27 protein-coding genes and 1 tRNA gene are annotated in these 22,841 nt (G+C 59.5%); 4 read left to right on the top strand and 24 right to left on the bottom strand.

Going from position 1 to position 22,841, the window contains the following annotated elements; genetic code table 11:
* Nucleotides 1–13 precede the first annotated feature (13 nt).
* The 15 genes from JNJ45_01590 to JNJ45_01520 form a co-directional block, all read right to left on the bottom strand.
* Nucleotides 14–1,474, bottom strand: a complete 1,461-nt coding sequence (locus JNJ45_01590) for an MBOAT family protein (GenBank protein ID MBL8047351.1) — start codon at nt 1,472–1,474, stop codon at nt 14–16.
* 130 nt (nt 1,475–1,604) lie between these two features.
* Nucleotides 1,605–2,186, bottom strand: coding sequence for a 50S ribosomal protein L5 (gene rplE / locus JNJ45_01585; protein MBL8047350.1), 582 nt, complete (start codon nt 2,184–2,186; stop codon nt 1,605–1,607).
* Between the two features lie 72 nt (nt 2,187–2,258).
* Nucleotides 2,259–2,696 carry a 50S ribosomal protein L24 gene (rplX, locus tag JNJ45_01580; protein MBL8047349.1) on the bottom strand — a complete coding sequence of 146 codons (438 nt, stop codon included), beginning with the start codon at nt 2,694–2,696 and terminating at the stop codon, nt 2,259–2,261.
* Nucleotides 2,696–3,067 carry a 50S ribosomal protein L14 gene (rplN, locus tag JNJ45_01575; GenBank protein ID MBL8047348.1) on the bottom strand — a complete coding sequence of 124 codons (372 nt, stop codon included), beginning with the start codon at nt 3,065–3,067 and terminating at the stop codon, nt 2,696–2,698. Before rplN ends, rplX begins: the two co-directional genes overlap by 1 nt.
* Nucleotides 3,068–3,069: 2 nt before the next feature.
* Nucleotides 3,070–3,339 (bottom strand): 30S ribosomal protein S17, encoded by a 270-nt coding sequence (gene rpsQ / locus JNJ45_01570; protein ID MBL8047347.1) that lies wholly within the window; start codon nt 3,337–3,339, stop codon nt 3,070–3,072.
* On the bottom strand, nt 3,336–3,545 hold the full coding sequence (gene rpmC, locus JNJ45_01565; protein MBL8047346.1) for a 50S ribosomal protein L29: 210 nt from the start codon (nt 3,543–3,545) through the stop codon (nt 3,336–3,338). The genes rpsQ and rpmC overlap by 4 nt, the downstream gene beginning before the upstream one ends.
* Entirely contained in the window at nt 3,542–4,090 is a 549-nt protein-coding gene (gene rplP / locus JNJ45_01560; GenBank protein ID MBL8047345.1) for a 50S ribosomal protein L16, read from the bottom strand. The genes rpmC and rplP overlap by 4 nt, the downstream gene beginning before the upstream one ends.
* Nucleotides 4,090–4,875 (bottom strand): 30S ribosomal protein S3, encoded by a 786-nt coding sequence (rpsC, locus tag JNJ45_01555; GenBank protein ID MBL8047344.1) that lies wholly within the window; start codon nt 4,873–4,875, stop codon nt 4,090–4,092. The genes rplP and rpsC overlap by 1 nt, the downstream gene beginning before the upstream one ends.
* The gene (gene rplV, locus JNJ45_01550) at nt 4,875–5,417 is read right to left on the bottom strand and encodes a 50S ribosomal protein L22 (protein MBL8047343.1); all 543 of its coding nucleotides are present in this window, start codon (nt 5,415–5,417) and stop codon (nt 4,875–4,877) included. Before rplV ends, rpsC begins: the two co-directional genes overlap by 1 nt.
* A 15-nt stretch (nt 5,418–5,432) precedes the next feature.
* Entirely contained in the window at nt 5,433–5,720 is a 288-nt protein-coding gene (rpsS, locus tag JNJ45_01545) for a 30S ribosomal protein S19 (protein ID MBL8047342.1), read from the bottom strand.
* Nucleotides 5,721–5,945: 225 nt separating this feature from the next.
* Nucleotides 5,946–7,145 carry a PEP-CTERM sorting domain-containing protein gene (locus JNJ45_01540; protein ID MBL8047341.1) on the bottom strand — a complete coding sequence of 400 codons (1,200 nt, stop codon included), beginning with the start codon at nt 7,143–7,145 and terminating at the stop codon, nt 5,946–5,948.
* A 125-nt stretch (nt 7,146–7,270) separates the two neighbouring features.
* Nucleotides 7,271–7,347 (bottom strand) — tRNA-Pro (locus tag JNJ45_01535).
* A gap of 17 nt (nt 7,348–7,364) precedes the next feature.
* Nucleotides 7,365–8,747 carry an aminopeptidase P family protein gene (locus tag JNJ45_01530; GenBank protein ID MBL8047340.1) on the bottom strand — a complete coding sequence of 461 codons (1,383 nt, stop codon included), beginning with the start codon at nt 8,745–8,747 and terminating at the stop codon, nt 7,365–7,367.
* Between the two features lie 198 nt (nt 8,748–8,945).
* Nucleotides 8,946–9,830 (bottom strand): FAD-binding protein, encoded by an 885-nt coding sequence (locus JNJ45_01525; GenBank protein ID MBL8047339.1) that lies wholly within the window; start codon nt 9,828–9,830, stop codon nt 8,946–8,948.
* Nucleotides 9,827–10,567 (bottom strand): electron transfer flavoprotein subunit beta/FixA family protein, encoded by a 741-nt coding sequence (locus tag JNJ45_01520; GenBank protein ID MBL8047338.1) that lies wholly within the window; start codon nt 10,565–10,567, stop codon nt 9,827–9,829. Before JNJ45_01520 ends, JNJ45_01525 begins: the two co-directional genes overlap by 4 nt.
* 125 nt (nt 10,568–10,692) lie before the next feature.
* On the opposite strand from JNJ45_01520, the gene JNJ45_01515 reads away from it, so the two are divergent.
* Genes JNJ45_01515 through JNJ45_01500 form a run of 4 tightly spaced genes read left to right on the top strand, consistent with a single transcriptional unit; the run spans nt 10,693 to nt 12,530 of the window.
* Nucleotides 10,693–11,331 (top strand): sigma-70 family RNA polymerase sigma factor, encoded by a 639-nt coding sequence (locus JNJ45_01515; protein MBL8047337.1) that lies wholly within the window; start codon nt 10,693–10,695, stop codon nt 11,329–11,331.
* A gap of 30 nt (nt 11,332–11,361) precedes the next feature.
* A complete protein-coding gene (locus tag JNJ45_01510) occupies nt 11,362–11,712 on the top strand; it encodes a DUF59 domain-containing protein (protein MBL8047336.1) in 351 nt (116 codons plus the stop codon).
* 3 nt (nt 11,713–11,715) lie between these two features.
* Complete coding sequence (locus tag JNJ45_01505; protein MBL8047335.1) at nt 11,716–12,177, top strand: Rrf2 family transcriptional regulator; 462 nt, start codon at nt 11,716–11,718, stop codon at nt 12,175–12,177.
* Entirely contained in the window at nt 12,174–12,530 is a 357-nt protein-coding gene (locus tag JNJ45_01500) for an iron-sulfur cluster assembly accessory protein (protein MBL8047334.1), read from the top strand. The genes JNJ45_01505 and JNJ45_01500 overlap by 4 nt, the downstream gene beginning before the upstream one ends.
* On the opposite strand, the gene JNJ45_01495 is transcribed toward JNJ45_01500, so the two are convergent.
* The 9 genes from JNJ45_01495 to nuoL all read right to left on the bottom strand — a co-directional run bounded on the left by JNJ45_01495 (nt 12,527) and on the right by nuoL (nt 22,841).
* Complete coding sequence (locus JNJ45_01495) at nt 12,527–14,083, bottom strand: PQQ-dependent sugar dehydrogenase (GenBank protein MBL8047333.1); 1,557 nt, start codon at nt 14,081–14,083, stop codon at nt 12,527–12,529. The genes JNJ45_01500 and JNJ45_01495 overlap by 4 nt on opposite strands.
* A gap of 169 nt (nt 14,084–14,252) precedes the next feature.
* A complete protein-coding gene (gene rplB, locus JNJ45_01490; protein ID MBL8047332.1) occupies nt 14,253–15,083 on the bottom strand; it encodes a 50S ribosomal protein L2 in 831 nt (276 codons plus the stop codon).
* 2 nt (nt 15,084–15,085) lie between these two features.
* Entirely contained in the window at nt 15,086–15,427 is a 342-nt protein-coding gene (rplW, locus tag JNJ45_01485) for a 50S ribosomal protein L23 (protein MBL8047331.1), read from the bottom strand.
* Nucleotides 15,427–16,083, bottom strand: a complete 657-nt coding sequence (gene rplD, locus JNJ45_01480) for a 50S ribosomal protein L4 (protein MBL8047330.1) — start codon at nt 16,081–16,083, stop codon at nt 15,427–15,429. Before rplD ends, rplW begins: the two co-directional genes overlap by 1 nt.
* Nucleotides 16,083–16,712: a 50S ribosomal protein L3 gene (gene rplC, locus JNJ45_01475; protein ID MBL8047329.1), complete on the bottom strand. Its 630-nt coding sequence runs from the start codon at nt 16,710–16,712 to the stop codon at nt 16,083–16,085. The genes rplD and rplC overlap by 1 nt, the downstream gene beginning before the upstream one ends.
* 177 nt (nt 16,713–16,889) lie before the next feature.
* Nucleotides 16,890–18,344: an NADH-quinone oxidoreductase subunit N gene (locus JNJ45_01470; protein ID MBL8047328.1), complete on the bottom strand. Its 1,455-nt coding sequence runs from the start codon at nt 18,342–18,344 to the stop codon at nt 16,890–16,892.
* 5 nt (nt 18,345–18,349) lie between these two features.
* On the bottom strand, nt 18,350–18,886 hold the full coding sequence (locus JNJ45_01465) for a hypothetical protein (protein MBL8047327.1): 537 nt from the start codon (nt 18,884–18,886) through the stop codon (nt 18,350–18,352).
* Nucleotides 18,883–20,613, bottom strand: coding sequence for an NADH-quinone oxidoreductase subunit M (locus JNJ45_01460; GenBank protein MBL8047326.1), 1,731 nt, complete (start codon nt 20,611–20,613; stop codon nt 18,883–18,885). The genes JNJ45_01465 and JNJ45_01460 overlap by 4 nt, the downstream gene beginning before the upstream one ends.
* Entirely contained in the window at nt 20,613–22,841 is a 2,229-nt protein-coding gene (gene nuoL, locus JNJ45_01455) for an NADH-quinone oxidoreductase subunit L (GenBank protein ID MBL8047325.1), read from the bottom strand. The genes JNJ45_01460 and nuoL overlap by 1 nt, the downstream gene beginning before the upstream one ends.

Raw genomic sequence — 22,841 nt, 5'->3', positions numbered from 1 at the left:
CCAGATGGAAAAGTTAGAACTGGAAGTAGATGAAGTCATTGGAAGTTCCGTCGTTGAGGATAATCGCGGTCAGCAGGACCGCGTAGATGGCGATGCGCCGCGCCCGATATCCGGCGTTGCCTTGCGAAATCAGCTCCGCCCGCCGAGCGCGTAGCGAGTCCAAATTGTAGAGGTGGTAGACGACCACCGGAATGGAGAACAATAGCGTCGGCCCGATGACCTGCAGGTCGTTTTTCAGCTTAAGGTTAGCCGCCATGTGCTGGCAGAAGTCCACCACTTGGTGGAATTCGGTGAGCTTGAACAGCAGCCACCCGAAACTCACGAACGTGAACACGGCCAGCAGTTTGAGCGCCGAACCAACCTGTCCTATTTGGCGATCCGGGTTCCGCGTGAACAGCCGCTCAATCGCAAGACCGAGCCCGTGATACGCACCCCAAACCGCGTAAGAGAGGGCCGCGCCATGCCAAAGCCCGCCAAGCACCATGACCAAAGCGAGATTGATGTACGTGCGGACATTGCCCTTCTTGTTTCCGCCGAGCGGAATGTAGAGGTAATCGCGAAGCCACGTGGAGAGCGAGATATGCCAGCGCCGCCAAAACTCGCTGAGCGAACGCGAGATGTACGGGAAGTTGAAGTTGTCCGGGAGTTCGTAGCCAAACAAGTGCCCAAGACCGATCGCGATGAGCGAGTACCCCGCGAAGTCGGCGAAGATCTGCATCGAGTAACCAAACAGCAGCGAAAGCCCCGTCGCCGTGCTGAGGGTTTGGTACTCGGGGAACTTGATAAAGTTGGTGTAGGCGCTGATATTGTCGGCCACCACCATCTTGAGGAAGAAGCCCATGACCAGCGTTCGGTACGCCACATCCCACGGAATCTCGCCGAACAACTTTTGCTTGATTTGCGGGAAGTAATGCCGCGCCTTGAGGATGGGGCCGGCGATAAGGTGCGGGAAGAACGTCACGAACAGCGACGTGTTGAGCATGTGCTGCCAGAAATTGTCGTCCACGATGCGGCCGGTGCCGAGCACCTTGGTGTCGCCTTGCTTTGAGCGGATCACGTCGACCAGCAGACTGATGCCCTCGAACGTGTAGAAGCTAATCCCGATGGGCAGCGCTATGCCCAGCGTATGCTGCACGCCGGATACACCGGGCGAGTCAAACGCCGATTTGACGAGATGAAAAATCAGGTTGCCGTACTTAAAGAAGCCAAGAATCGCGAGATTGACGACCACCCCGCTGATCGCCCACCGCAATTGACTGCCCGCATCTTTCGCAAAGTAGGTTCGGTAGCTGATGACCGAGTTGAGCACCACGCTCGTGACAAGCAAAAGCAACAGGATCGGCTGCGTCCACGAGTAGAAAACCATGCTCGCGCCGACCAATATCTGAACTTGGAATCGGCGAAAAGCGGGGACGTAATAGAGCCCGAACGTGATGAGCAAAAATGCGGCGAATTCGGGCGCGGTGAACAGCATGGCTCGGACTAACTCTACCCGCAAGTTTGCGGGTGAACGCCTTGATTATCGGCAGAAAACTCGCCGGTTTGAAGCAAAAGTGGCCGGATCCCTGCGGACCCGACCACTTTCTTTGCGAAGACTCTGCGCCTTACTTGTCGCGAATCGGCATGCCCATTTCCTTCAGGAACATGCGTGCTTCTTCGTCGGTGCTGGCGGTGGTGCAGATGATGATGTCCATCCCGCGGATTCGATCGAACGTATCGTACGAGATTTCCGGGAAGACCAGCTGCTCCTTGAGGCCGAGGGCGTAGTTGCCACGACCGTCGAACGAGTTCGGCGAAAGGCCTTGGAAGTCGCGCAGTCGCGGCAGAACCACGGTGGCGAGCTTATCCAGGAAGTGGTAGGCACGGTCGCCGCGGAGGGTGACCTTGCATCCAATCTTCATGCCTTCGCGAAGCTTAAAGTTCGAGACGGCCTTGCGGGCGCGGGTGACGATCGGCTTTTGACCCGAGATCAGTTGCATGTCGCGAACCGAGTTTTCGAGGTGCTTTTCGTCGGTGGCGCCGGTGCCCATGTTGATCACGATCTTGTCCAAGCGCGGGATTTGCATCGACGACTTGTACTTGAAAGCTTCGTTCAGTTTCGGCGAAACCTTTTCCTTATAAATCTTGCGCAAGCGTGGGGCCGGAGCGGCACCCGTAGCGGCGGCTTCTTCTTTTTTCTTTGCCATGGTTTTGTCCTCCCTCACCGACTGTGACCGGCGAGTTCTTGGGGTTCAGGGCTGGGGGAAATCCCCCAGCGTTTACTTCTTCTTTTTGCCCTTGGGCTCGTCGCCCTTAGCACCGCTCGTCGGATCCTTGATCGTCGTGTCGCTCTTCTTGGCGTAGCGCACCAGGCGCCCGCCTTCCTTGCGGCGACCAACGCGAGTGGCGTCGCCCGACTTGGGGTCGAGGAGCATCACGTTCGAGATGTGCAGCGGAGCCGGCAGCTTGATGCGAGCCGAGCGTTCGCCTTGCATCTTGGCCTTACGGTGCTTGATCACGGCGTTCAACGGAAGCGGCTGCTCTTCGTTTTCCGGATTGTTCTGGAGAACGATGATCTTGCCTTCCTTCGGCGAGACGGCGGCGATGAATCCCTTTTGACCCTTGTCCTTGCCGGCGATGATGACGACTTGGTCGCCAGTTCGCAGCTTGAGCTTGATCTTGGTATTCAGCTTTTTAATTTCAGCTTTAGTAGGCATTACAGCACCTCCGGAGCCAGCGAAACGATCTTCATGTAGTTCGAATCGCGGAGTTCGCGAGCGACCGGGCCGAAGATACGGGTGCCTCGCGGCTCGCCGTTGTTCGGGTTGATCACAACGCAAGCGTTGTCGTCGAAGCGCAGCATGCTGCCATCCACGCGGCGAACCGCCTTTCGGGTGCGAACGATGACGGCCTTCACCACATCGCCCTTCTTAATCGGCATGTTCGGCGTTGCGGCCTTGACGCTACAAACAATCACGTCACCGACCCCGCCGTAGCGGGGTTGCGAGCCCTTGAGCACGCGGATGCACATGACTTCGCGAGCGCCCGAGTTATCGGCGACCTTAAGTCGAGAAAACTGTTGAATCATCCTTACTTCACCTTCTCAAGGATGCGGGTGACGCGCCATCGCTTTTCTTTGCTTAGCGGACGGGTCTCCATGATTTCGACTCGGTCGCCGATATCGCATCCCAATTCGTCGTGGGCCTTGAACTTTTCAGTCTTCAAAACCGTTTTGCCGTACAGCGGGTGACGCACGCGGCGGACCAGCTTGATGACCACCGTCTTCTCCATTTTATTGGAGCTGACGACGCCTTGGCGGACTTTACGTCGGCCTCGGACTTCAGCTACTTGTTCGCTCACTTTTCACTCCCTCGCTTCTTTTCGCTGATCAAAGTCAGGATTCGAGCGATGTTATGGCGTCGGACCTTAAGGCTAGCCGTGTCGGTCATTTGGCGGAACACGAGGTCGCGGCGAGCCTTGAAGAGGTCGGCCTTTTCGCGGGCCAACATTTCTTCCAGCTCGGGCACACTCTTGTCCCGAAGATCGGCGCATTTGATGTCTTTCATTCTGCGGTTGATTCCTCCGTGGCGGCTGCGGGAGCAGCGGCAGGTTCGGCGGAGGCGTCCGGGTTCAGGTGCTTCTTGCGCTTGACGGTCTGGATTGCGTGCTCTTTGCCCGATTCCAGCGGAGCGCCGTTAGCAAAATCGGCTTTGGTGACGAACTTGGTTCGGATCGGCATTTTCATGCGTGCCAGTCGCATAGCTTCCTTCGCCACGTCTTCCGGCACCCCGTCCATTTCGAACATGATGCGGCCCGGCTTGACGACGGCTACCCAGCCTTCGACGCTGGCCTTACCCTTACCCATCCGTTGTTCCAAGGGCTTCTTGGTGTACGACTTGTCCGGGAAGATGCGGATCCAGACCTTACCGCCACGCTTAATGTGGCGGGTCATGGCGATACGAGCGGCTTCGATCTGTCGGCTGGTGATCCAGCCACATTCGAGCGACATCATCGCAAAGTCGCCGAAGTCGATGTGGTTACCACGGGTGGCGAGTCCACTCATACGACCGCGGTGCATCTTGCGGTGCTTCACGCGCTTGGGCATTAACATTAGTTCGTTCCTCCTTCTTCGGCCGCGGGTGCGGCAGGTGCGGCGGCGGGGGCTTCAGCCACCGGAGCAGCTCCGTCTTCGGGTCGGCGGCGCGGACGGCGCGGTTCGCGAACCGGCTCGGCCATGGCCAGGCGCTGCTTCTCGGGAAGCACTTCGCCCTTGTAGATCCACACCTTCACGCCGACCGATCCGTAGATCGTGCGGGCGGTGGCGGTGCCGTAATCGATATCTGCGCGGAGCGTGTGGAGCGGCACCTTGCCGATTCGATCCATTTCGCTGCGGGCGATTTCCGATCCGTTCAAACGTCCACCCACCATGATCTTCATGCCGCGGCAGTTCATGCGCGTGGCCCGAGTCATGGATTGGCGCATGGCGCGGCGGTGGCTAATTCGCTTTTCGAGTTGCTGAGCGATATTCTCGGCGACCAGTTGAGCGTCCACTTCCGGCTGGCGGATTTCGGTGACGTTGACTTGAACCGAAGCGGTCTTGTCCATCTTGCGGACCATCGCGTTCAGTTGGTTGGTGAGTTCGTCAATGCCCTTGCCGCCGCGACCGATGACCGCGCCGGGACGCGGGGTGAATACGTTCACCTTGACGCGTTGAGCAGCACGCTCGATTTCGATGCGCGAGACGTTGCCGGAACCGACACGGGCCTTGACCACTTCGCGAATGTCAAAGTCGCTCTTCAGTGCGGCCGCATAACCCTTCTTATCGTAGTACCAGTGGCTGTCCCATCCGCGAATGACGCCGATGCGGAAGCCAACTGGGTGAATTTTCTGACCCATTAGTTCGTTTCCTCCGTCTTTTCCGCGGTTTCCGCCGGAGCTTCTGCTTCGGCTGCGGGTGCTTCCACCACTTCTTCGGCCACCGGAGTGGCTTCTTCGGCGGCTTCGGCCTTCACTTCGTCCTTCTTGGCGGCCTTGGCCTTCTTCGGAGCCTCAAACTTGGGGCGATCCTTAGCCTTGGTACCGTGCGGCTTGACTTCCTTCGCGGCTTCTTGCTCGCTCACAAAGACCGTGATGTGGCTGGTCTTCTTGACGATGCGGGCGCCACGGCCCATAGCCTTTTGCGTCACGCGCTTGAGCTTGGGACCTTCATCCACTTGGATGCGGGCGATCTTCAGCGTGTTGCCGGGAAGACCGAGATTCGTCTCGGCATTGGCGATGGCGCTGACGACGACCTTGCGCAGGTAATAGGCACCCTTGCTGGGGTGGAACTGCAGCGTGTTGGCCACGGCGATGGCGGACTTGCCCTTCACCTCGGCGGCGACGATGCGCACCTTACGCGGTTGAACGCGGACATATTTTGCTATTGCTTTCGCTTCCATAGTTGTTCTCACGCGTTACCGCAGACGAGCCCCCCGATCGGGAAGTGAGCCGCCGTGACCCTTGTAGGTCCGGGTCGGCGCGAACTCGCCCAGCTTGTGGCCAATCATGTTCTCGGTGACGAACACCGGGATGTGCTTTCGACCGTCGTGGACTGCAATCGTGTGACCGATAAAGTCCGGAATAATGGTGGATCGCCGCGACCAGGTCTTGATCACGGATTTGTTTGTGGAATCGTTCATCGCGGCCACCTTTTTCACCAGGTGATCGTCGACAAAGTATCCCTTTTTAAGACTTCTTGCCATTTTTACTCCGTTGTTAACGTCTACACCAGTAACGGCATAGGCGCAAGTTAAGCGGGGAGTACTTCCCTATCCAAAGGCTGGAGAGCCTTCGGCGCAATGGAGGAGAATACCTCAACGCCTCCCCTCGCCGCAAGCCAATCGCTACTGGCATCACCAGGTTTTTCAAAAACAAAGTCGCCCGGCGCTTTCGCGTCGGGCGACTTACTGTTTCGTCGGGCGTGAGCCTTACTTCTTGCGGCGGCGGAGCATCAGCGCCGCGCCCAGACCGATGGCCAGCGCCGAACCCGGCTCGGGCACCAGTTGGTACACGCGCAGGTAGTCGCGGGTTCCGAACGATTCCGTCACGAGCATGTAGCGGTTGCCGCCCATCGTCACGTCTTGCATGTTCAGGAACGTTTGCAACGTTGCGCCATTAGAAACCGTGCCGAAGCGGGCGAAGCCGTTTTCGGTCCCGTCGAGCAGGTAGCTCGCGAAGTCCGACGGATTAAGACCGTGGATCGAAATCTTCGAACCGTCTGCCGCCGGCGTGCTGTTCTTAAACGACGACGCCACGTAGGCATGGCTGTTCACCCAGCCGGCGTTGTAGGCTTCGCCGGCTTCCACGTGCTCTTCAGCGTTCGTGGAGGACGTGAGCGGCAGAGCAGCAACGTCACTCGGAGCGAGCAACGTGCCCGTGCCATCAAACACGCGAGTTTGAAGGCCGACCGCACCAGCCACCGCCGAAGTTGTCGCTCGCTTGGTGATGATGCGACCACCCGAAAGAGCAGCAGCATCGCGGAACGACGACTGAGCGCCTGTCACGGTCATGTTGGTCAAGAAGTTTCCGTTGGCGTCCACGGCGCTACCAAACGGGGTGTTGAAGAAGTTGAGAACAACGAGCTTGCCTGTGGCCGGATCAACCGTAAAGGCATCCGCGCGGCGGCTACCGGTGGCGGTGCTCAGACCGAGCAGTTCCCAGGGTCGCTTGTACCAATTCTCGGCGCCCGTCGAAGAAAGCGACTTGATGCCCGAGGCCGAACCGGTTTCACCGGCGCTCGCACCATCGCTGCCCATGCCGAAGCCCCAGTAAAGCTGGTTGTTTCCCCATTCGAGCTTGGTTTGGCGGCTGCCGCCACGAGCCACGGTTTGCGTGTGGAACGAACCACCCGAGATTGCGACCGACGGATTCGCCAGGTTTGCAAGCAGGTTGGTAATGCGATAAACGCCTTGCGTTTGGTTTGCCCCCGAAGTCCAACCGCTGATATAGACGTTGGTACCATCGGAAGCCACGCCGCTAGCGACTGAACCGTGGCTGGCTACGCCGCCGTCAAAGTTGGACGAGAGTTCGATGCGTCGAAGTTGCCGGAACTGCGGTGCATCCGGAGCTGCGCTGGCGACGATGCCAGCGCCAAGAAGGGCGATGAGCCCAATTGCGCGTAATTTCATGATCTCCTTTTCCCTGCCTGCCGCACTCAACATGCGGAACAGATGCAAGACCGGCAAAAACCGATATCTTAGTATTGCACAGTGTTTTTGAATCCCGAGGGAAATCACGTAGATTTACGGGGATATGGTCGGGGCAGCGGGATTTGAACCCACGACCTCTTGCCCCCCAGGCAAGCGCGCTACCAAACTGCGCCATGCCCCGACGCCCCCACAGGATACCTACTTTCGGCCCGACCGCATCATCGCCTCGACATCCTTGATGGTCCGCGGAGCTTCGGCGCTCAGGTTCACCGGCCCCTTGGCGGTCACCAAAATGTCGTCTTCAATGCGCACGCCAATGTTCCACCACTTCGGATCGCAGGGGCTGCCCTCGCTGATATAGATGCCCGGCTCGACGGTGAGCACCGCACCGGGCCGCAGCGTCGAATCCGTCGGCATCGCGTCGTGGACATCCAGGCCAAGGCTGTGGCTGGTGCCGTGCATAAAGTAGCGACCCAGCTCGTTAGGGGCTTTGATCACACCCAGTTTCACGAGCCCCGCCGCCATCACGTCGCTGGCCGCGCGGTGGCCCGCACCGAAAGCCGCGCCATCAACGCAGGCCTTGATGCCCGCTTCTTGAGCATCCAAAACCAGCTGATAAATCTGCCGCTGCGGCTCGGTGAACTTGCCGTTAATCGGGATCGTGCGCGTCACGTCGGCGGTGTAGCCATGATATTCGCCACCGCAATCCATGAGCAACAGCTCGCCGCCTTTCATGGGGCGCTCATTTTGCATGTAGTGCAAGATGCACGTGTTGGGGCCGCTGCCCACGATGTTGCCGTAACCCAGGTACTCGCAGCCATGCTTTTTGAACCCGTATTCCATCAGCGCGCTCATCGCGTATTCCGGCATATTTGGGCGACATTGGCGCATCACTTCGTTGTGGCTCCGCGCGGAGATGGAGCAGGCCTGCTTCAGCAACCGAATCTCCTCGGCATCCTTGATGTAGCGCATGGTCCCGAGCGTGCGAGCCTCGCGCCTTTCTAGCGTCAGGGACGCCTGATTCTTGGTGGTCCAGGCGTTCCAAGCCCCAATCATGCTGCCCAGAGTTCGGCCCGCAAGCTCGGGTTGAGGAGCCAAAATCGTACGCTTTTCGGGCGTAATCGGAAGCGCATTGACAAACGCGTTCCATTCGCGATTGCTCGCGGTGGCCTCAAACTGCAACACATCCTTCGCGCGTTCCGGACCGAACCGGTAGCCGAGCCAGCGCTCGCTGCCGGCGTCTCGCCCGTTGCAGAACAAGATCTCCTTGACCATCTTGCCCTGGAACTCGATGCCATCTTTGGCCAAAAACACCACCGAATCCGGCTCCTTCATGCCCGTGAGGTAGAGAAAGTTTGAGTCCGCGCGGAACTGAAAGTCCACGTCGTTGTTCCGCACCTGCTCGGGGTTGGTGAAGATCACCGCATACCCGCCCGCCGGCAACATGCTGCGCAATCGGTCGCGGCGCTCCTTGTGCTTGGCGATCGGCGTTTGGTCGGGGATCCATTCCCAGAACTTTTGCTCAGTTTGAGCGTGGGCGACAACGCCAGCAGCCAGGAGAACGAAGGCGAGGGACTTCATGCCCTCAGTCTAACCGAAAAGAAGAATATAAAAGAATTCTTATAATTGTTCGTTTTCGGGCGCAACTATTGTTTGTAGAGTGGCATAGTCTAAATAGCTGACCATTAGTGCCAGCAATTTTCGGCGGGCCGAGGCTACGTTGCTCTCCCCTTGGTAGTTGAGGCCCGCTGAGAAACGTTTCCCAGCGGGCATTTTCCATCACCCTTTCAGCTTTTCTTGAAGCTCGGGCAGTGCCTGATACAGGTCCATCACCAACCCAAAGTCAGCGACCTCAAAGATCGGTGCATCGGGGTCGGTGTTAATCGCGACGATAACCTTGCTGTCTTTGATGCCGGCCATGTGCTGGGTCGAGCCACTCACACCGGCGGCAATGTAAAGGTCCGGTGCCACGATCTTGCCAGTCTGCCCCACTTGCAGGTCGTTCGCGGCGATGCCGCTGTCCACGGCGGCGCGAGTTGCGCCAACCGCCGCGCCCAGAGCATCGGCGGTCCCGCCGATCACCTTTTCGAAGGTCTCCTTATCCTTGAGCGGACGACCACCCGTGATCACGATCTTGGCCTGGCCGAGGTCCGGACGTCCGCCCGACTTCTGGGCTTCCTTCTTGCATTCCGTGCGGCCATTAATGTTAAGGCTCACGCTGGCTTCCGAGCCGTTTGCGCCGCCTTCACCAGGAAACGCGGAGGGCCGGAACGTGACAATGGTCGGCGAACCGATGGCCTCCACGGTGGCGATGATCGAGCCCGCGACGAGCGGTCGGCGGAATACGGTTTTTGAATCCACGCCGATGACGTCGGTGACCATGGCCGCGTCGAGCAACCCGCCAAGGCGGGCGGCCAAGTCCTTGGCCCGCATGCTGCTGACCAGCGAAATGAGTTCGTAATTTCCGGCGATGAGTTGGACGGCTTCAGCCAATCCTTCGGCGGGCGGCACCGAGTTCAGCCCGGCGACATGCACGTTGGCCGCGCCCACCGGAACGCTCGATCCGCTCAGCAGCAGCACGTCGAAACCGCCGCCAATCGCTTGACCAAAACCCGCGACCTGCGAGAGATCGCTCGCGTCAAACGCAATGATCAGGTGACTCACAGCGCCACCCCTTGAGCCTTGAGCGCGCTGACGAGTTCGTCCACGCTGCCCACCTTGCGGCCCGCCGCCCGCGGTGCGGGCGCTTCAAACTTCAGATACTTAACCTTTGGCTGCGCCGTGGTCTTTTCGGCGACCTTGTCCAGCGGCTTGCTGCGCGCCTTGATGATGCCCATCATGGCGATGTAGCGCGGCTCGTTGAGGCGAAGGTCGGTCGTCACCACGCTAGGCAACGGCAGTTGGAGCATTTCCTCGCCGTTGTCGGTTTCGCGGGTCACCAAAGCAGCGCCATCGAACAACTCAATCTTGCTGGCAAACGTAGCTTGCGGCCAGCCGAGCTTCGCGGCGAGCATTTGCCCCGTTTGATTGTTGTCGCCGTCGGTGGACTGCTTGCCCATCAGCACCAGGTTCGGCTGGATTTCCGCCACGTGCGCCGCCAACTCGGTGGCGATGGTAAGGCTATCGTGCTCGCGAGCGGACTCCACCAAAATCGCACGGTCGGCCCCCATCGCCAGAGCCTTGCGAAGCTGCTCCTCGCTTTCGGCCCCACCAATCGAGATCACGATAATCTCGACCGCCGGATTGGACTCCTTCATCCGCACGGCCTCCTCGACCGCAATCTCGTCAAAGGGGTTGATGTCGAACTTCACGCCGCTCGTGTCAATCCCGCTGCCGTCCGACAAAGGACGCACTTTCGCATAGGGATCGATCACTCGCTTGACTGGTACGAGGACCTTCATTACCGTTCATTTTACCGCCTGCCACCACCCGCTGAGGAAATCTATACTTTTTCATATATATTGATGGAACCCAACTCCGGGTCGTGGCGTTACCGAGTGTAGATCCTCCATGGAGGTGCAGTCAAATGAGTAGCAACGCAATTACAACGACAACCCTCACCCCGCGCGAAGAGGCTGACTTTCGTGAGCTGATGAGCGCCACCTATAAGAAGGTGTATAACTTGGCCTTCCGTCTGAGCGGCGACCGCAGCGACGCCGAAGACCTGACCCAAGAAGCGTTCTTCCGCGCTTATCGCGGTTTCACCGGATACCAGGGCGATCGCCCGTTTGAGAACTGGATTTTCCGCATCGTCACCCGCCTGTTCTTGGACATGAAGCGAGCCCGCAAGCGCCGCGTAATGACGCACAGCTACGACGCCCCGATCCTCGCCGACGGTGCCGACGACATGGTGATGGCTCAAGCCGCCGATGATGGCCCCAACCCCGAAGAAAGTCTGCTCTCGCGACATTTCTCGGAAGATCTGGAAGCGGCTCTCAAGCAATTAAAGCCCGACCAACGCGCGCTGATTATGCTCGCCGACGTGGAGCAAGTGCCCTACGACGACATCGCGGTCATGTTTGACATTCCCGTAGGCACTGTTCGCAGCCGACTGCACCGCACGCACCGACGCCTCCAGCAACTGCTGGAGGCACCAAAGCCCAAGGTCAGTCTCGGCGAAGTTGTACAAAACCTCAAGCCGCGCCGAACTCAAATGTCGTCGTAAGGCGGCCGCTTTGTGGAATACTCTGGACGGATGCCGGAACCGATTCCCTTGCCCAGCAAGCTCAACATCATTCAGCAAAATCTGCTGGCCGGTGAAGTCATCGAGTCGATCCGCACCGTCTTCGATCCGGAGATCCCGGTCAACGTCTACGATCTCGGCCTCATCTACGACCTCGTGGTGAACGAGGACGCCGAGGTGGCCATCAAGATGACGCTGACCAGCCCGAACTGTCCGGTCGCCGAAACGCTTCCGATGGAAGTGCAAGAAGCCGCGGCCAAGACTCCCGGCGTCACGCACACGAAGCTCGAACTGGTGTGGGATCCGCCGTTTTCCATCGACCGCATTCCGGAACACATCCAGCTTGAGCTAGGATTTTTGTAAACCATGAAGCTTTCCGCGCAAGAAGAGTACGGTCTCCGCTGCTTGCTGGCGCTGGGAAGTCTGCCCGAGGGCCGCTCGATGACCATCCCCGAGTTCGCCGTGCGCGAAGGCATCAGCCAACCGCTCGCGGCCAAGACGCTTACCTGCCTGCGCAAGCTTGGCTACATCAAGAGCACGCGCGGTCAGCTGGGCGGATACATCTTGGCGCGGCCAGCCACCGAAATCATGCTGGGCGCCGTCATGGCGGAGCTTGGCGGACGCCTCTACTCGGACGAATTCTGCGACCGATTTACGATCAACGACCAAGCCTGCGTCCACCGCGGACATTGCCTGCTGCACGGCGTGTACGAAAAGGTGCAAGGTGCCATTGATCGCGCGCTCGACGGCGTGAGCCTCGCCCACATTTTGCCCGCGCCGGAACCCATGGTCCGCGCAACCTCGCTCGCCAGCCCCCGACCCCAATGACCACCGATTTCCCCGTTTCCATTGAAGATTCGGCGCTTGTTCAACTGCGCCGCATGCTCGACCGCAAGGGCGACCCCGAGGCGTTCATCCGCATCGGCGTGAAGGGCGGCGGATGCAGCGGCTTTGAGTACGTGATCAAGGTGGACAACAAGCCCAGCAAGTTCGATATCCGCGTTGAGCTCGATGGCGTGCCGGTGGTGAGCGATTCGCGCTCAGCCAAATACTTGCAGGGCGCGGTCGTCAAGTCCACCAAGAACCTGCTCAACAACGCCCTGACCATCGAGAATCCCAACGCGTCCCGCAGTTGTGGTTGCGGGACGAGTTTTACGCCGAAAGACGACCTGCTGGCTTAGTCGCCAACCACGTCGAAGTTCGTCGCCAGGATCGTATAGTCGGCAATGTCAATGATGCCGTCCTCGTTCAGATCCGCGTTCGCGACATACCCGGGGTCACCAACGGCGGCATCAAAAGCGCCGGCAAGAATCGAGTAGTCGGCAATATCCACCAGGTTGTCCGTCGTGTTGACGTCACCGTTCAGCAGGGTCATGTCTTGCCCCGTCAGGTTAGCTGTGCCGGGCATAATGACAATCTTCTTGTTGAGCCAGTGGCTCACCTTGAGGCTCACTTCGGTCATGTTTTCCGTCGCCGGAATTCGGAACGCGCCGCTGGCTGGCAAGTTGTAGTCAATCGGATACGTGGTGCCGGTGGTCATGTCCTTCACTTGGAATGTAACCCGGCGCGCCTTTTGCCCGGCCACACTGAGGTCGCCAAGGGTCACCACGCCACTCACGCCACGACCTGACCCGCTGAGCGCAAGCACGCTGCCCGACACCGTCCCAGCAAAGAGTTCTGCGTTGCCATCCGGCATGATTGAAGTCATGTTGCCGGCGGTGCCATGGTTCATAAAATCGCTCGCCGTTGCGTTCAGGTTGGCGTCAAACGTGATCTTAACCGACCACAACTCAGCCGTAATGTAGTCCGCAAAGAAGTAGCGGCTCCAGTTGGCCGGACCCATCTTGACGCCGCGATACAGGCTACCGCCCGAAATGCTGAGGCCCATTCCGTGGTCGTACTCGTAAATCGGATCCACGAACGGAGCCACCCCGACCCCGCCCAGGCCAGTATTGTGCATGCCTTCGCGAATGCGCCAGCCGTAGTTCAGGCCCGCGGGGGCTCCGGCGCGCTCAAAGCTAATTTCTTCCCAAGCGTTCTGTCCGACGTCGGCGACAAACAGGCCGCCGAAGCCGCCGCGTTCCACGCGGTCAAAGTCAAACTGCCAAGGGTTGCGCCAGCCATAGGACCATACTTCCGGCGCGAAGCCCGCGCCCGCGTTGCCCGCGGGAATCCTGTAATTCTTGGTTGTGTCCGCCGGGTAGTCGTCCCCGCTCACGTCAATGCGCAGGATTTTGCCAAGTAGATTCGTCTTGGTTTGGGCCCGGTCGCCAGGGTCGTTGCCCGACCCGCCGTCGCCAGTGGGGATCCACATAAACCCGTCGGACCCAAACTTGAGCGAACCGGAATTGTGGTTGCTGAACGGCTGGGCCAATTGCATGATGTTAAAGGCCGAAGCCGGATCCGCCGTGTTGGGCGAAGCCACGGATTGCTTGTATCGCACAATGCGCGTGGTGCCGTCGGCCTGCGTATAGTTGACGTACAGAAAACCGTTCGTCGCAAAGTTGGGGTCAAAGCACACGCCCAGCAAACCCTGCTCGCTTCCCGTTGCGACTCCGTTGATGGACAGATAGGGGGTGGCCTGCAGCGACCCGTTCACCACCACCCGAATGCGGCCAACCGTGCTGGAGCGTTGCTCGACGATAAACATGCGCGAGTCGTTGGGAGCGTAGGCCACGACCACCGGACGAGCAAGACCCGTATAGGCCGGCGAGACCGTTTGCGCAGCGCTCACGACAACAAGACTTAAGGCAAGAAGAGAGAGGCAGACCTTTTTCATCACTACAATAGAGTAAGTCTGAACGGGCAAAAAGTTGGCGAAACCCTGCCCGTACATTTACCAGAAACAAAGAAAGCCCCGTCCGGTTGGACGAGGCTTTTTGAGTTCATTGCAACCGAAGCGACTAGGCGTTGCGGCGGCGAACAATGAACTTGTCGGTGCGCTTGTTGCTGCGGGTGCGTTGGCCAATGGCCTTGTTGCCCCAGCGGTCGACCGGACCCTTCTTGCGTCCGACCGGCGACTTCGCTTCACCACCACCATGAGGGTGGTCTCGCGGCGACTTGACAACGCCACGAACGTGCGGCTTGCGACCGAGACCGCGGTTCTTACCCGCCTTCCCAATCTGCTCGTTTTCGTGTTCGGCGTTACCAACTTCACCAACGGTGGCGCGGCAACTGCTGCGAACCTTGCGCATTTCGCCCGACGGCAAGCGGAGGGTAGCGTAATCGCCTTCCTTCGCCATGACCTGAGCGGCGGCACCCGCGGCGCGGACCATCTGGCCCCCGCGACCCGGTTGCAGTTCCACGTTGTGGACCAGCGTACCAAGCGGGATGTTCTTGAGCTCAAGGCAGTTGCCCGGCAGAATGTCGGCGCCGGCGCCGCTTTGCACGGTGCTACCTACGGCCAGACCCTTCGGAGCCAGAATGTAGCTCTTCGAACCGTCCGTGTAGTAAAGCAACGCGATGCGGCAGGTGCGGTTCGGATCGTATTCGATCGCCGCGACCTTGGCCGAGAACTCGTCCTTCAGGCGCTTAAAGTCAATGATTCGGTAGCGGCGCTTGTTGCCGCCCCCGGTGTTGAACGAGGTGACGCGACCAAAGTGGTTGCGACCGCCGGTTTTCTTGACCTTGCCGAGCAGGCTCTTTTCGGGCTTGCCCTTGGTCAGTTCCGAGTAGGTCGCGACGATCTGGTGGCGTCGCCCCGGGGATGTGGGTTTAAGTCGTTTTGTCGGCATGGTTAAACTCCGAAGTCCTCCAGAATCTGGCCGTTACCGAGGGTAACGATGGCCTTCTTCCATTGGGGGCGTACGCCCGGCTTTCGCTGGCCCACGCGCTTGGTCTTGCCCTTCATGCGGATTGTGCGGACCTTCTCGACGCTTACCTTTTCACCGTCCTTGCGGCCGATGTTGTAGATAGCTTCGATGGCTTGCGCAATCTCGATCTTGTTCGCATCCACGTGCACTTCAAAGGTGTACTGGCGTTGCACGGCTTCGGCTTCCTTGCGGGCGTCGCCGTAGCTCAGCTTCACCGAGCGCTCGGTAATGCGGGGGCGGAGAATGACATCATAAGCGTTTTTCATTACGACCAAACCTCCTCAATCTTTGCCATGGCGTCCTTGGCGACCACGATCTTGTGGGCAACCAGAACGTCGCGGGTGGAGAACGTTGCCGTCTTCACGCTGCCATCGGCGGCCGGGGCGGTGCGCACCACGACGTTCTGCAAGTTGCGGAACGACTTGTGGGTGTTGCCATCGACCTCGGGCAGAATGATCAGCACGCGCTTGGCATCGGCGACGCCCATTGCTTGCAGGAATGCAATTGCATCCTTGGTCTTCGGCGCGGCAAAAGCAATCGTTTCGGCGATCACGACGTTACCGGCGGTCACTTGGGCGTTCATCGCACCCATCAGCGCCAGTCGTCGCTCCTTCTTGTTCAGCTTTTGGCTGTAATCGCGCGGCTTGACGGCGAAGGCCATCCCACCATGCGCGTAGTGCGGAGCACGGATCGTCCCTTGGCGGGCGTTACCGGTCTTCTTTTGCTTGTACGGCTTGCGACCGCCGCCGCGAGTTTCGCTGCGGGTTCGGGCCGATTGTGTGCCTTGGCGAGAGTTGTTTTGCTCAGTCACCACCGCGCGGTGGAGGACCGACATCAACGGCGCGACTTCGCCAACTGTCTTGCTGACGTCGTGCTTGCCGACAACTTTGCCCTTGGCGTCCTTAATTTCAATGGTTGCCATTAGTTCTTCACCACCATGTTGATGGTCACCAGGCCACCGTTGGCGCCGGGGACGCTGCCGTCAACCAGAATGAGGTTGCGCTCGGCATCGACCTTAACGACCTTGAGGCCCTTTTGCGTGACGGTATCCGTACCCATGTGGCCCGGCTTGCGCGTGCCCTTAAACACGCGTTGCGGACCGGTCGCACCGCTCGAGAGCGGGCGGCGGTGGGTCATGTAACCGTGGGTCATGTGCTGACCCTTAAATCCGTAGCGCTTGACGCCACCCGCGAAGCCGCGGCCCTTGCTGGTGCCGGTCACGGTCACCTCTTGGCCAGCTTCGAAGATGCTCGCATCGATCTCTTGGCCGAGCTCGAAGCCGTCCACCTTTTCGACGCGGAACTCGCGCATGTGTCGTACGTTCTTGGTCAGGCCAGCCTTCTTAAGGTGACCAAACTTGGGGAACGTGAGGTGCTTGTCGCTTTGTTCGCCAAAGCCAACTTGCACGGCAGTGTACTGATCCTTTTCCAGCGTTTTCAGCTGGGTAACAATGACGGGACCGGCCTGGATGACCGTAACGGGAATGACGCGGCCTTCGTTGTCGTAGACCTGGGTCATGCCCACCTTAATCCCGAGTATTCCCGGAAGCATGTGTTCTTGATTTCCTCCTGTAAGATGCAGATTCATGTGCGTGTCTCGCGGTCATCGTTGCCCAAACAAGGAGGATGGGACGTGAGCGAGACGAGCTGGAATCCGCTCGTGCCTTGCGGCAAGAAGGGAGTATACCCGGTGGCTGCCCTACTCTGCAACCACCGAGAACGCTTATGATCAGCCGTTGATGAGCGTGCTGAGCGGGCCGATGGCAAACATCAGGCCGATCACGCCGACCGCGCAGGTTACCAGCGCCGCCGCATGACCACTCTTGGGAACCGACAGCGGGTTTTCGGATTCCTCTTCGCTGACCACCGCCGCGAGCAGAATGCGCAAGTAGTAGTAAAGACTAATGAGCGACGAGACCGCCAACACAATCGCCAGCGACACCATATCGGCGCGCACCGCATCTTGGAAGATCAGGAGCTTGCCCCAGAACCCGGCCGTCGGCGGGATGCCGATGAGCGAGACCACGAACACCGTCAGCAGTCCCGCCGCAATCGGCGAGCGTCGCCAAAGACCACGCAGGTCGTCGAACGTGGTGCTTTCCTTACCGCCGTTGGCCGCCAGCGAAATCACCGCAAACGCCCCGACGGTCATGAGGCTATAACCCACCAAGTAGATGATCGCCGTGCCGGGACCTTGCTTCATCTGAATCGCGGCCAGCAGCCCGACCAGAACGTAGCCGGCGTTGGCAATGCTCGAGTACCCGAGCACTCGCTTGACGTCGGTCTGCACGAGCGCCAGCAGGTTCGGGATGACCATCGTGAGGATCGCGATCCAATAAAGCGCCGGCATATACAGGTGCTTGAGCGCGTCGGAGGCATCGAGAATGCGGTACAGCGCCCCGATAGCGGCGACCTTGCTGGCCGCGGCCATAAACGCCGTCACGTTGGTCGGCGCGCCTTGGTACACGTCGGGAGTCCACTGGTGGAACGGCACCAGTGCGGCCTTAAACAGCACGCCCACGAGCATGAGACCAACGCCCACCGCGACCAGGCCGTTGGGCGCGATGCCCCAAGCGAGGTTAATTTTTTCGATCTGCACCGAACCGGTCGCGCCGTAGATGAACGCGATTCCGTAGAGCAAAAATGCGCTGGCGAACGCGCCGAGCAAGAAGTATTTGATCGCGCTTTCTTCCGACTTAAGCTCATAGCGGCTCATCGCGACCATTACATACAGCGCGATCGAGAGTACTTCCAGACCGATGAACAGCATCAAAAGATTGGTGGTGCTCACCATGATCATGGCGCCCGCCGCGGCCCACGCCACCAGCGGATAGAACTCGCGAAACGCAATGCGCTTTTGCTTCAGGTAAGCATCGCTGAACAGCGCGACGACAAGCGTGATCACCGCGATCGCAAGCTGGAGAATCACGGCCATTTTGTCGCGCATCACCATGTTGCTAAACGAGGTTCCAACCGGCAAGTTGAGCTGCGCGATGGCCGAATAGCCGGAGCAAATGGAGCCGACGATCGTGATGAACCACAGCGGCATCGTATCGCGCGACTTTTGCGCGGACATCACGATGAGCGAGAGCAAGCCCGTCCCGATCATGAACAGCACCGGCATCAGCATCAGCCAATCGATGCTGGGCGGGGTCACGTTATAGAGCTGGAGGATGTTTTGCATGAGTTCTAGGCGGCCTCACCCACGATCTTGAGGTCGGCATCGTCGGCGGCCAGCGCAAACGCGCCTTCGCGATAGGTGCGCGCCTCGGCTAGGGTCAGCTGATTGCGGGTGACATCCCAGCCCATGTAGGCGCTGGGCAGGTCGGAAACGAATTCAAAATAGATGTCTTCACCCTCGACAAAGACGAGAACCGGCACGCCGACTTCGGCGAGCAACTCGCGCTCTTCTTCGAGGTAGTGACCGCCAAACTGCATCGGCGTGCAGTGGGCCGGCGCGGCCCCGACAAGACGGTACGCGATGCCGATCGCGCCTTGCGCGATGGCCAGGGCGATTTCTCGCTTGGTGTCGGCGATGAGTGAGGCGAGGAGCTCCGCGCCTTGCGCCGGGTCCGATTCGATGGCCTGGTTGAGGTCCGTGCCCGCGGCGTGGGCCCGGCCAAAGGGGTTGAGCACCTCGGCCCATTGACCGGCCGCGACGTGCCCGGACGGGCTCACCGCGATATCGGCCTCAATGCCATCCGAGTGTGGCCAAGCGAGCGTCAAGATTCCACCTTCTCCTTGGTTGCGGGTTGGATGAGGCGAGCTTCCTTTTGCGGCTGCATGCGCTGCGGGAAGTAGAAGTTCGCCGGCACCAATACCTTGGGGTTTTCTTGCTTGTAGTTGCCCGGTTCGCGCGCCTCCACTTGCACCAAATCGCCGGTCGGACTGATGTCCAGCAGCGGGTTTTGGTAGCTTGGACGCTGCCCCGCCGGGTTAATCGCCATCTGGCGAACCGCGCCGAGCGAAGCCTCCATCGGCTTGAGGAAGGTGTTGGGATACATTCCGCCCCAGAAAATAAGCACCACGAGGCTCATCACCATCGCGATTTCCCAGCCCTTAATATCCTTGAGCCGCTGGTTGTCGGGGTTGTCGTTCGGGCCGTAGAAGACCTTCATGAACATGACCAGCAGGTAAACCGCGGCGAGCACGACGCCAAACCCGGCGACAATCGCAAGGCCCAGATTCAAGTTAAACGCCCCGGCATAGCTGGCCTGGAACAAGCCGAACATGGCTAGGAATTCACCGACAAATCCGTTGAGACTCGGCAAGCCCACGCTGCTGAGCATCACGATGAGGAACAGCAACGAGAAAATCGGCATCTGCTTTTTGAGCCCGCCGTAATCCTTAAACATGCGTGTGTGACGTCGCTCGTAAAGCAAGCCAATGAGCAAGAAGAGCGCGCCGGTGCTCACGCCGTGGTTGAGCTGCTGCATCGCGCCGCCGACCAGACCCTCGTGGGTGAGGGAGAAGATGCCGATGACGACAAACCCCATGTGCGCGACCGATGAATACGCGACGAGTTTCTTTACGTCGGGCTGCACGGCGGCCACAATCGCGCCATAGATGATGCCGACCAGGGCCAGCACCACTATCCAAATGAGCTGCGACTGCACGGCTTCGGGGAAGAGCGGCAAGCAGAAGCGCAGGAACCCGTAGGTGCCCATTTTCAGCAACACGCCGGCCAGAATCACCGACCCGGCCGTGGGCGCTTCGACGTGCGCATCGGGCAACCACGTATGGAACGGGAACATCGGGCATTTGACCATGAACGCGACCGCGAAACTCCAGAAGAGAATGGGTTGCAATTGCATGGCACTAACCCAGAAGCGGCCGCTGGCGACCTCCGACTGGATCATCGTGTAGTCAAAGGTGCCCGCGTTTCCGGTCGCCTTCGCGTAAAGCTGATGCATCGTGATGATGCCGATCAGCATGAAGATTGAACCCGCGAAGGTGTAGATAAAGAACTTCGCCGCCGCGTACTGTCGGCGCGCACCGCCCCAGATATTGATGAGGAAGTACATCGGGATGAGGCTGGCTTCAAAGAACGTGTAGAACAGGATCAGGTCGAGCGACAGGAACACGCCGAGCATCGCCGTTTCCAAGATCAGCAGGTAGATCATGTACGACTTGACCCGCTTGTCCACGTAGAAACTGAACCAGGTCGCGATGACCATCAGGAACGTGGTCAGTACGAGCAGCCAAATGCTGATGCCGTCTACGCCGAGCTTGTAACTCAGCCCAATCTGCGGAATCCATTTGACCATCTCCACCATTTGGAAGTGGTAGGTGCCGCCTTGGAAGCGGCTAAACACCACCAGGCTGACACCAAACGTGATCACCGTCATGGCGAGCGCCACGTTGCGGATCAGCTTGTTGTCCTTGTCCGGGAGGAACATCAGGAGCAGCGCGCCGATGAGCGGCAAGAAGGTGAGGAGACTAAGAATGCCCATTAGTGTGCGCCTCCGTTCATCATTTGAATGACCATTGAAACGAGGAGTCCGAGCACGCCGACCATCATGAGCAGCGCGTAGCTGCGCACGTAGCCAGTCTGGAATATCTTAAGGATCGAGCCGAGTTTGGTGCTGAGCACACCCACGCCGTTCACGATGCCGTCCACGACCTTGCTATCCAGGAATCGGAAGAAGAACTTGTCGGCGAGGGCTTCGCCGCCTTCGACGCTGGCGTTGACCATCAGGCTGTCGTAGCCAAACTGGTTGCCCGCCGCGCGCTGGATCGAAAGCATCGTCGCCTCGTCCTTTTCGCGCTTCGGCATGCCTTTGCGATAGATGATGTAGCCGATCAGCATGCCGAGCACGCCCGCGCCGGTGGCCACCAGGAACAGTCCGTTGATGTGGACGCCCAGAATCGTGGGGCCAAAGTGTTGCGCCAAGAACCCGCTCGCCGGGTGTCCGTGCGCCAGTTCGGGGTCGAGCATCGGCACGCCGTTGGGGTAGAGCCATTTTTCGAGGTTCCAAACGTTGTAGAAAATCGCGCCGCCAATCACGCTGAGCACGGCCAAAATCGCGAGCGGCACCCACATGCTGGGCGACACCTCGTGCGGCGTGTACTCGGCGTCAAGGTGGTGATGGTGCTCGTGCTCTTCGTGCTGAGCCGCCATCTCCTCGTCGGTGTAGAAGAATCCGTGCGTGTCCGGACCATGATCCTCGTGGGCGTGCGCATGGGCGTGATGCTCGTGGTGATCGTGATCGTGATCGTGATGGGCCTCGGAGTGCAAGCCAAGTTCGCGCCACCGCTCTTCTCCGCCGTAAAACGTGAGCATGGTCATGCGGGTCATGTAGGCCGCGGTGAGCAGAGCCACGCCGACCGCAATCCAACCGGCGATCGCGCCAACCTGGACGCCATTGATCTCCGCCAAATGGTTGCCGAAGGCCGCGCCGAGAATGCTTTCCTTGCTAAACGCCCCCGCCATAAACGGGAATCCGGCGATGGCCAGCCACCCGATGGTCATGACCATCGTCGTAATCGGAATGTACTTCTTGAGGTTGCCGTACCAGCGCATGTCCTGTTCGTGAGCCATCGCGTGGATGACCGCGCCCGAACCCAAGAACAGCAGCGCCTTGAAGAACGCGTGCGTGATGACGTGGAACATGCCCACCCAATACGCGCCCGCGCCGCAGGCAATAAACATATAGCCGAGTTGCGAAACCGTCGAGTACGCGAGCACCTTCTTGATATCTCGCTGCCCGAAGGCGATGAGCGCGGCGAACAGCGCCGTGAACGCCCCGACAATCATGACCACGCCGCTCGCGGTGGGCGACATCGCAAAGATCGGCGCCATGCGGTTGAGCAGAACGATGCCCGAGGTGACCATCGTCGCCGCGTGGATGAGCGCCGAAACCGGCGTCGGACCGGCCATCGCGTCCGGGAGCCAGATATACAGCGGGAACTGCGCCGATTTGCCCATCGCGCCGACAAACAGCAGCAGGGCGATGACGGTCGTCATCTCCGGATTCGACTTAAAGACGTTGAGCGACGCCTCCGAGAGGAGCACGTCGTAACTCAGGAATCGGCCGCCGATGTCTCCGAGTTGGCTGAGGTTCGCCATGAGCAGGGCCGCGGCCATGAACAATCCGAGCGTGAGACCCCAGTCGCCGATGCGGTTGACGATAAACGCCTTGTTGGCCGCGCGCGAGTTGTTGAGGTCCTTGTACCAAAAGCCGATGAGTAGGTACGAGCAAAGGCCCACGCCTTCCCAGCCGATAAACAGCATCGCCAAGTTGTTGCCCAGCACGAGGATGAGCATGAACGCGATGAAGAGGTTGAGGTACGTAAAGAAGCGGGTGTACTCCTTTTCCTCGGCCATGTAACCAGTCGCGAACAGGTGAATCAGCGACCCCAGCCCGGTGATAATCAGCACCATCGTCATGCTGAGTTGGTCCACGCGGAGTTCGAACGGAACCACGAGCGACTGGATTTCGATCCAATTGAAGTAGGTGTAGTGCGCGCCCGCTGGAGCCTTGACCAGCCCCGCCGTGATGATCGCACCGATCACAAACGAAGCTGCAATCGGGAGCACCGCTAGGAACCCGGCGATTCGCTTGCCCGCGGCGTCGTTGCCACTTTTGACAATGCGCCCGCCGAGCAGCGACTGCACGAGGAAGCCGAGCAGCGGCAACAGCAGGACCAGAAGAATAAGTGTCTTAGTGTTTTCCGCCAT

The organism is Chthonomonas sp. (assembly GCA_016788425.1).
In the GTDB taxonomy this organism is placed as follows: Bacteria; Armatimonadota; Fimbriimonadia; order Fimbriimonadales; family Fimbriimonadaceae; genus JAEURQ01.
This window is presented reverse-complemented; position numbering and strand designations above follow the sequence as displayed.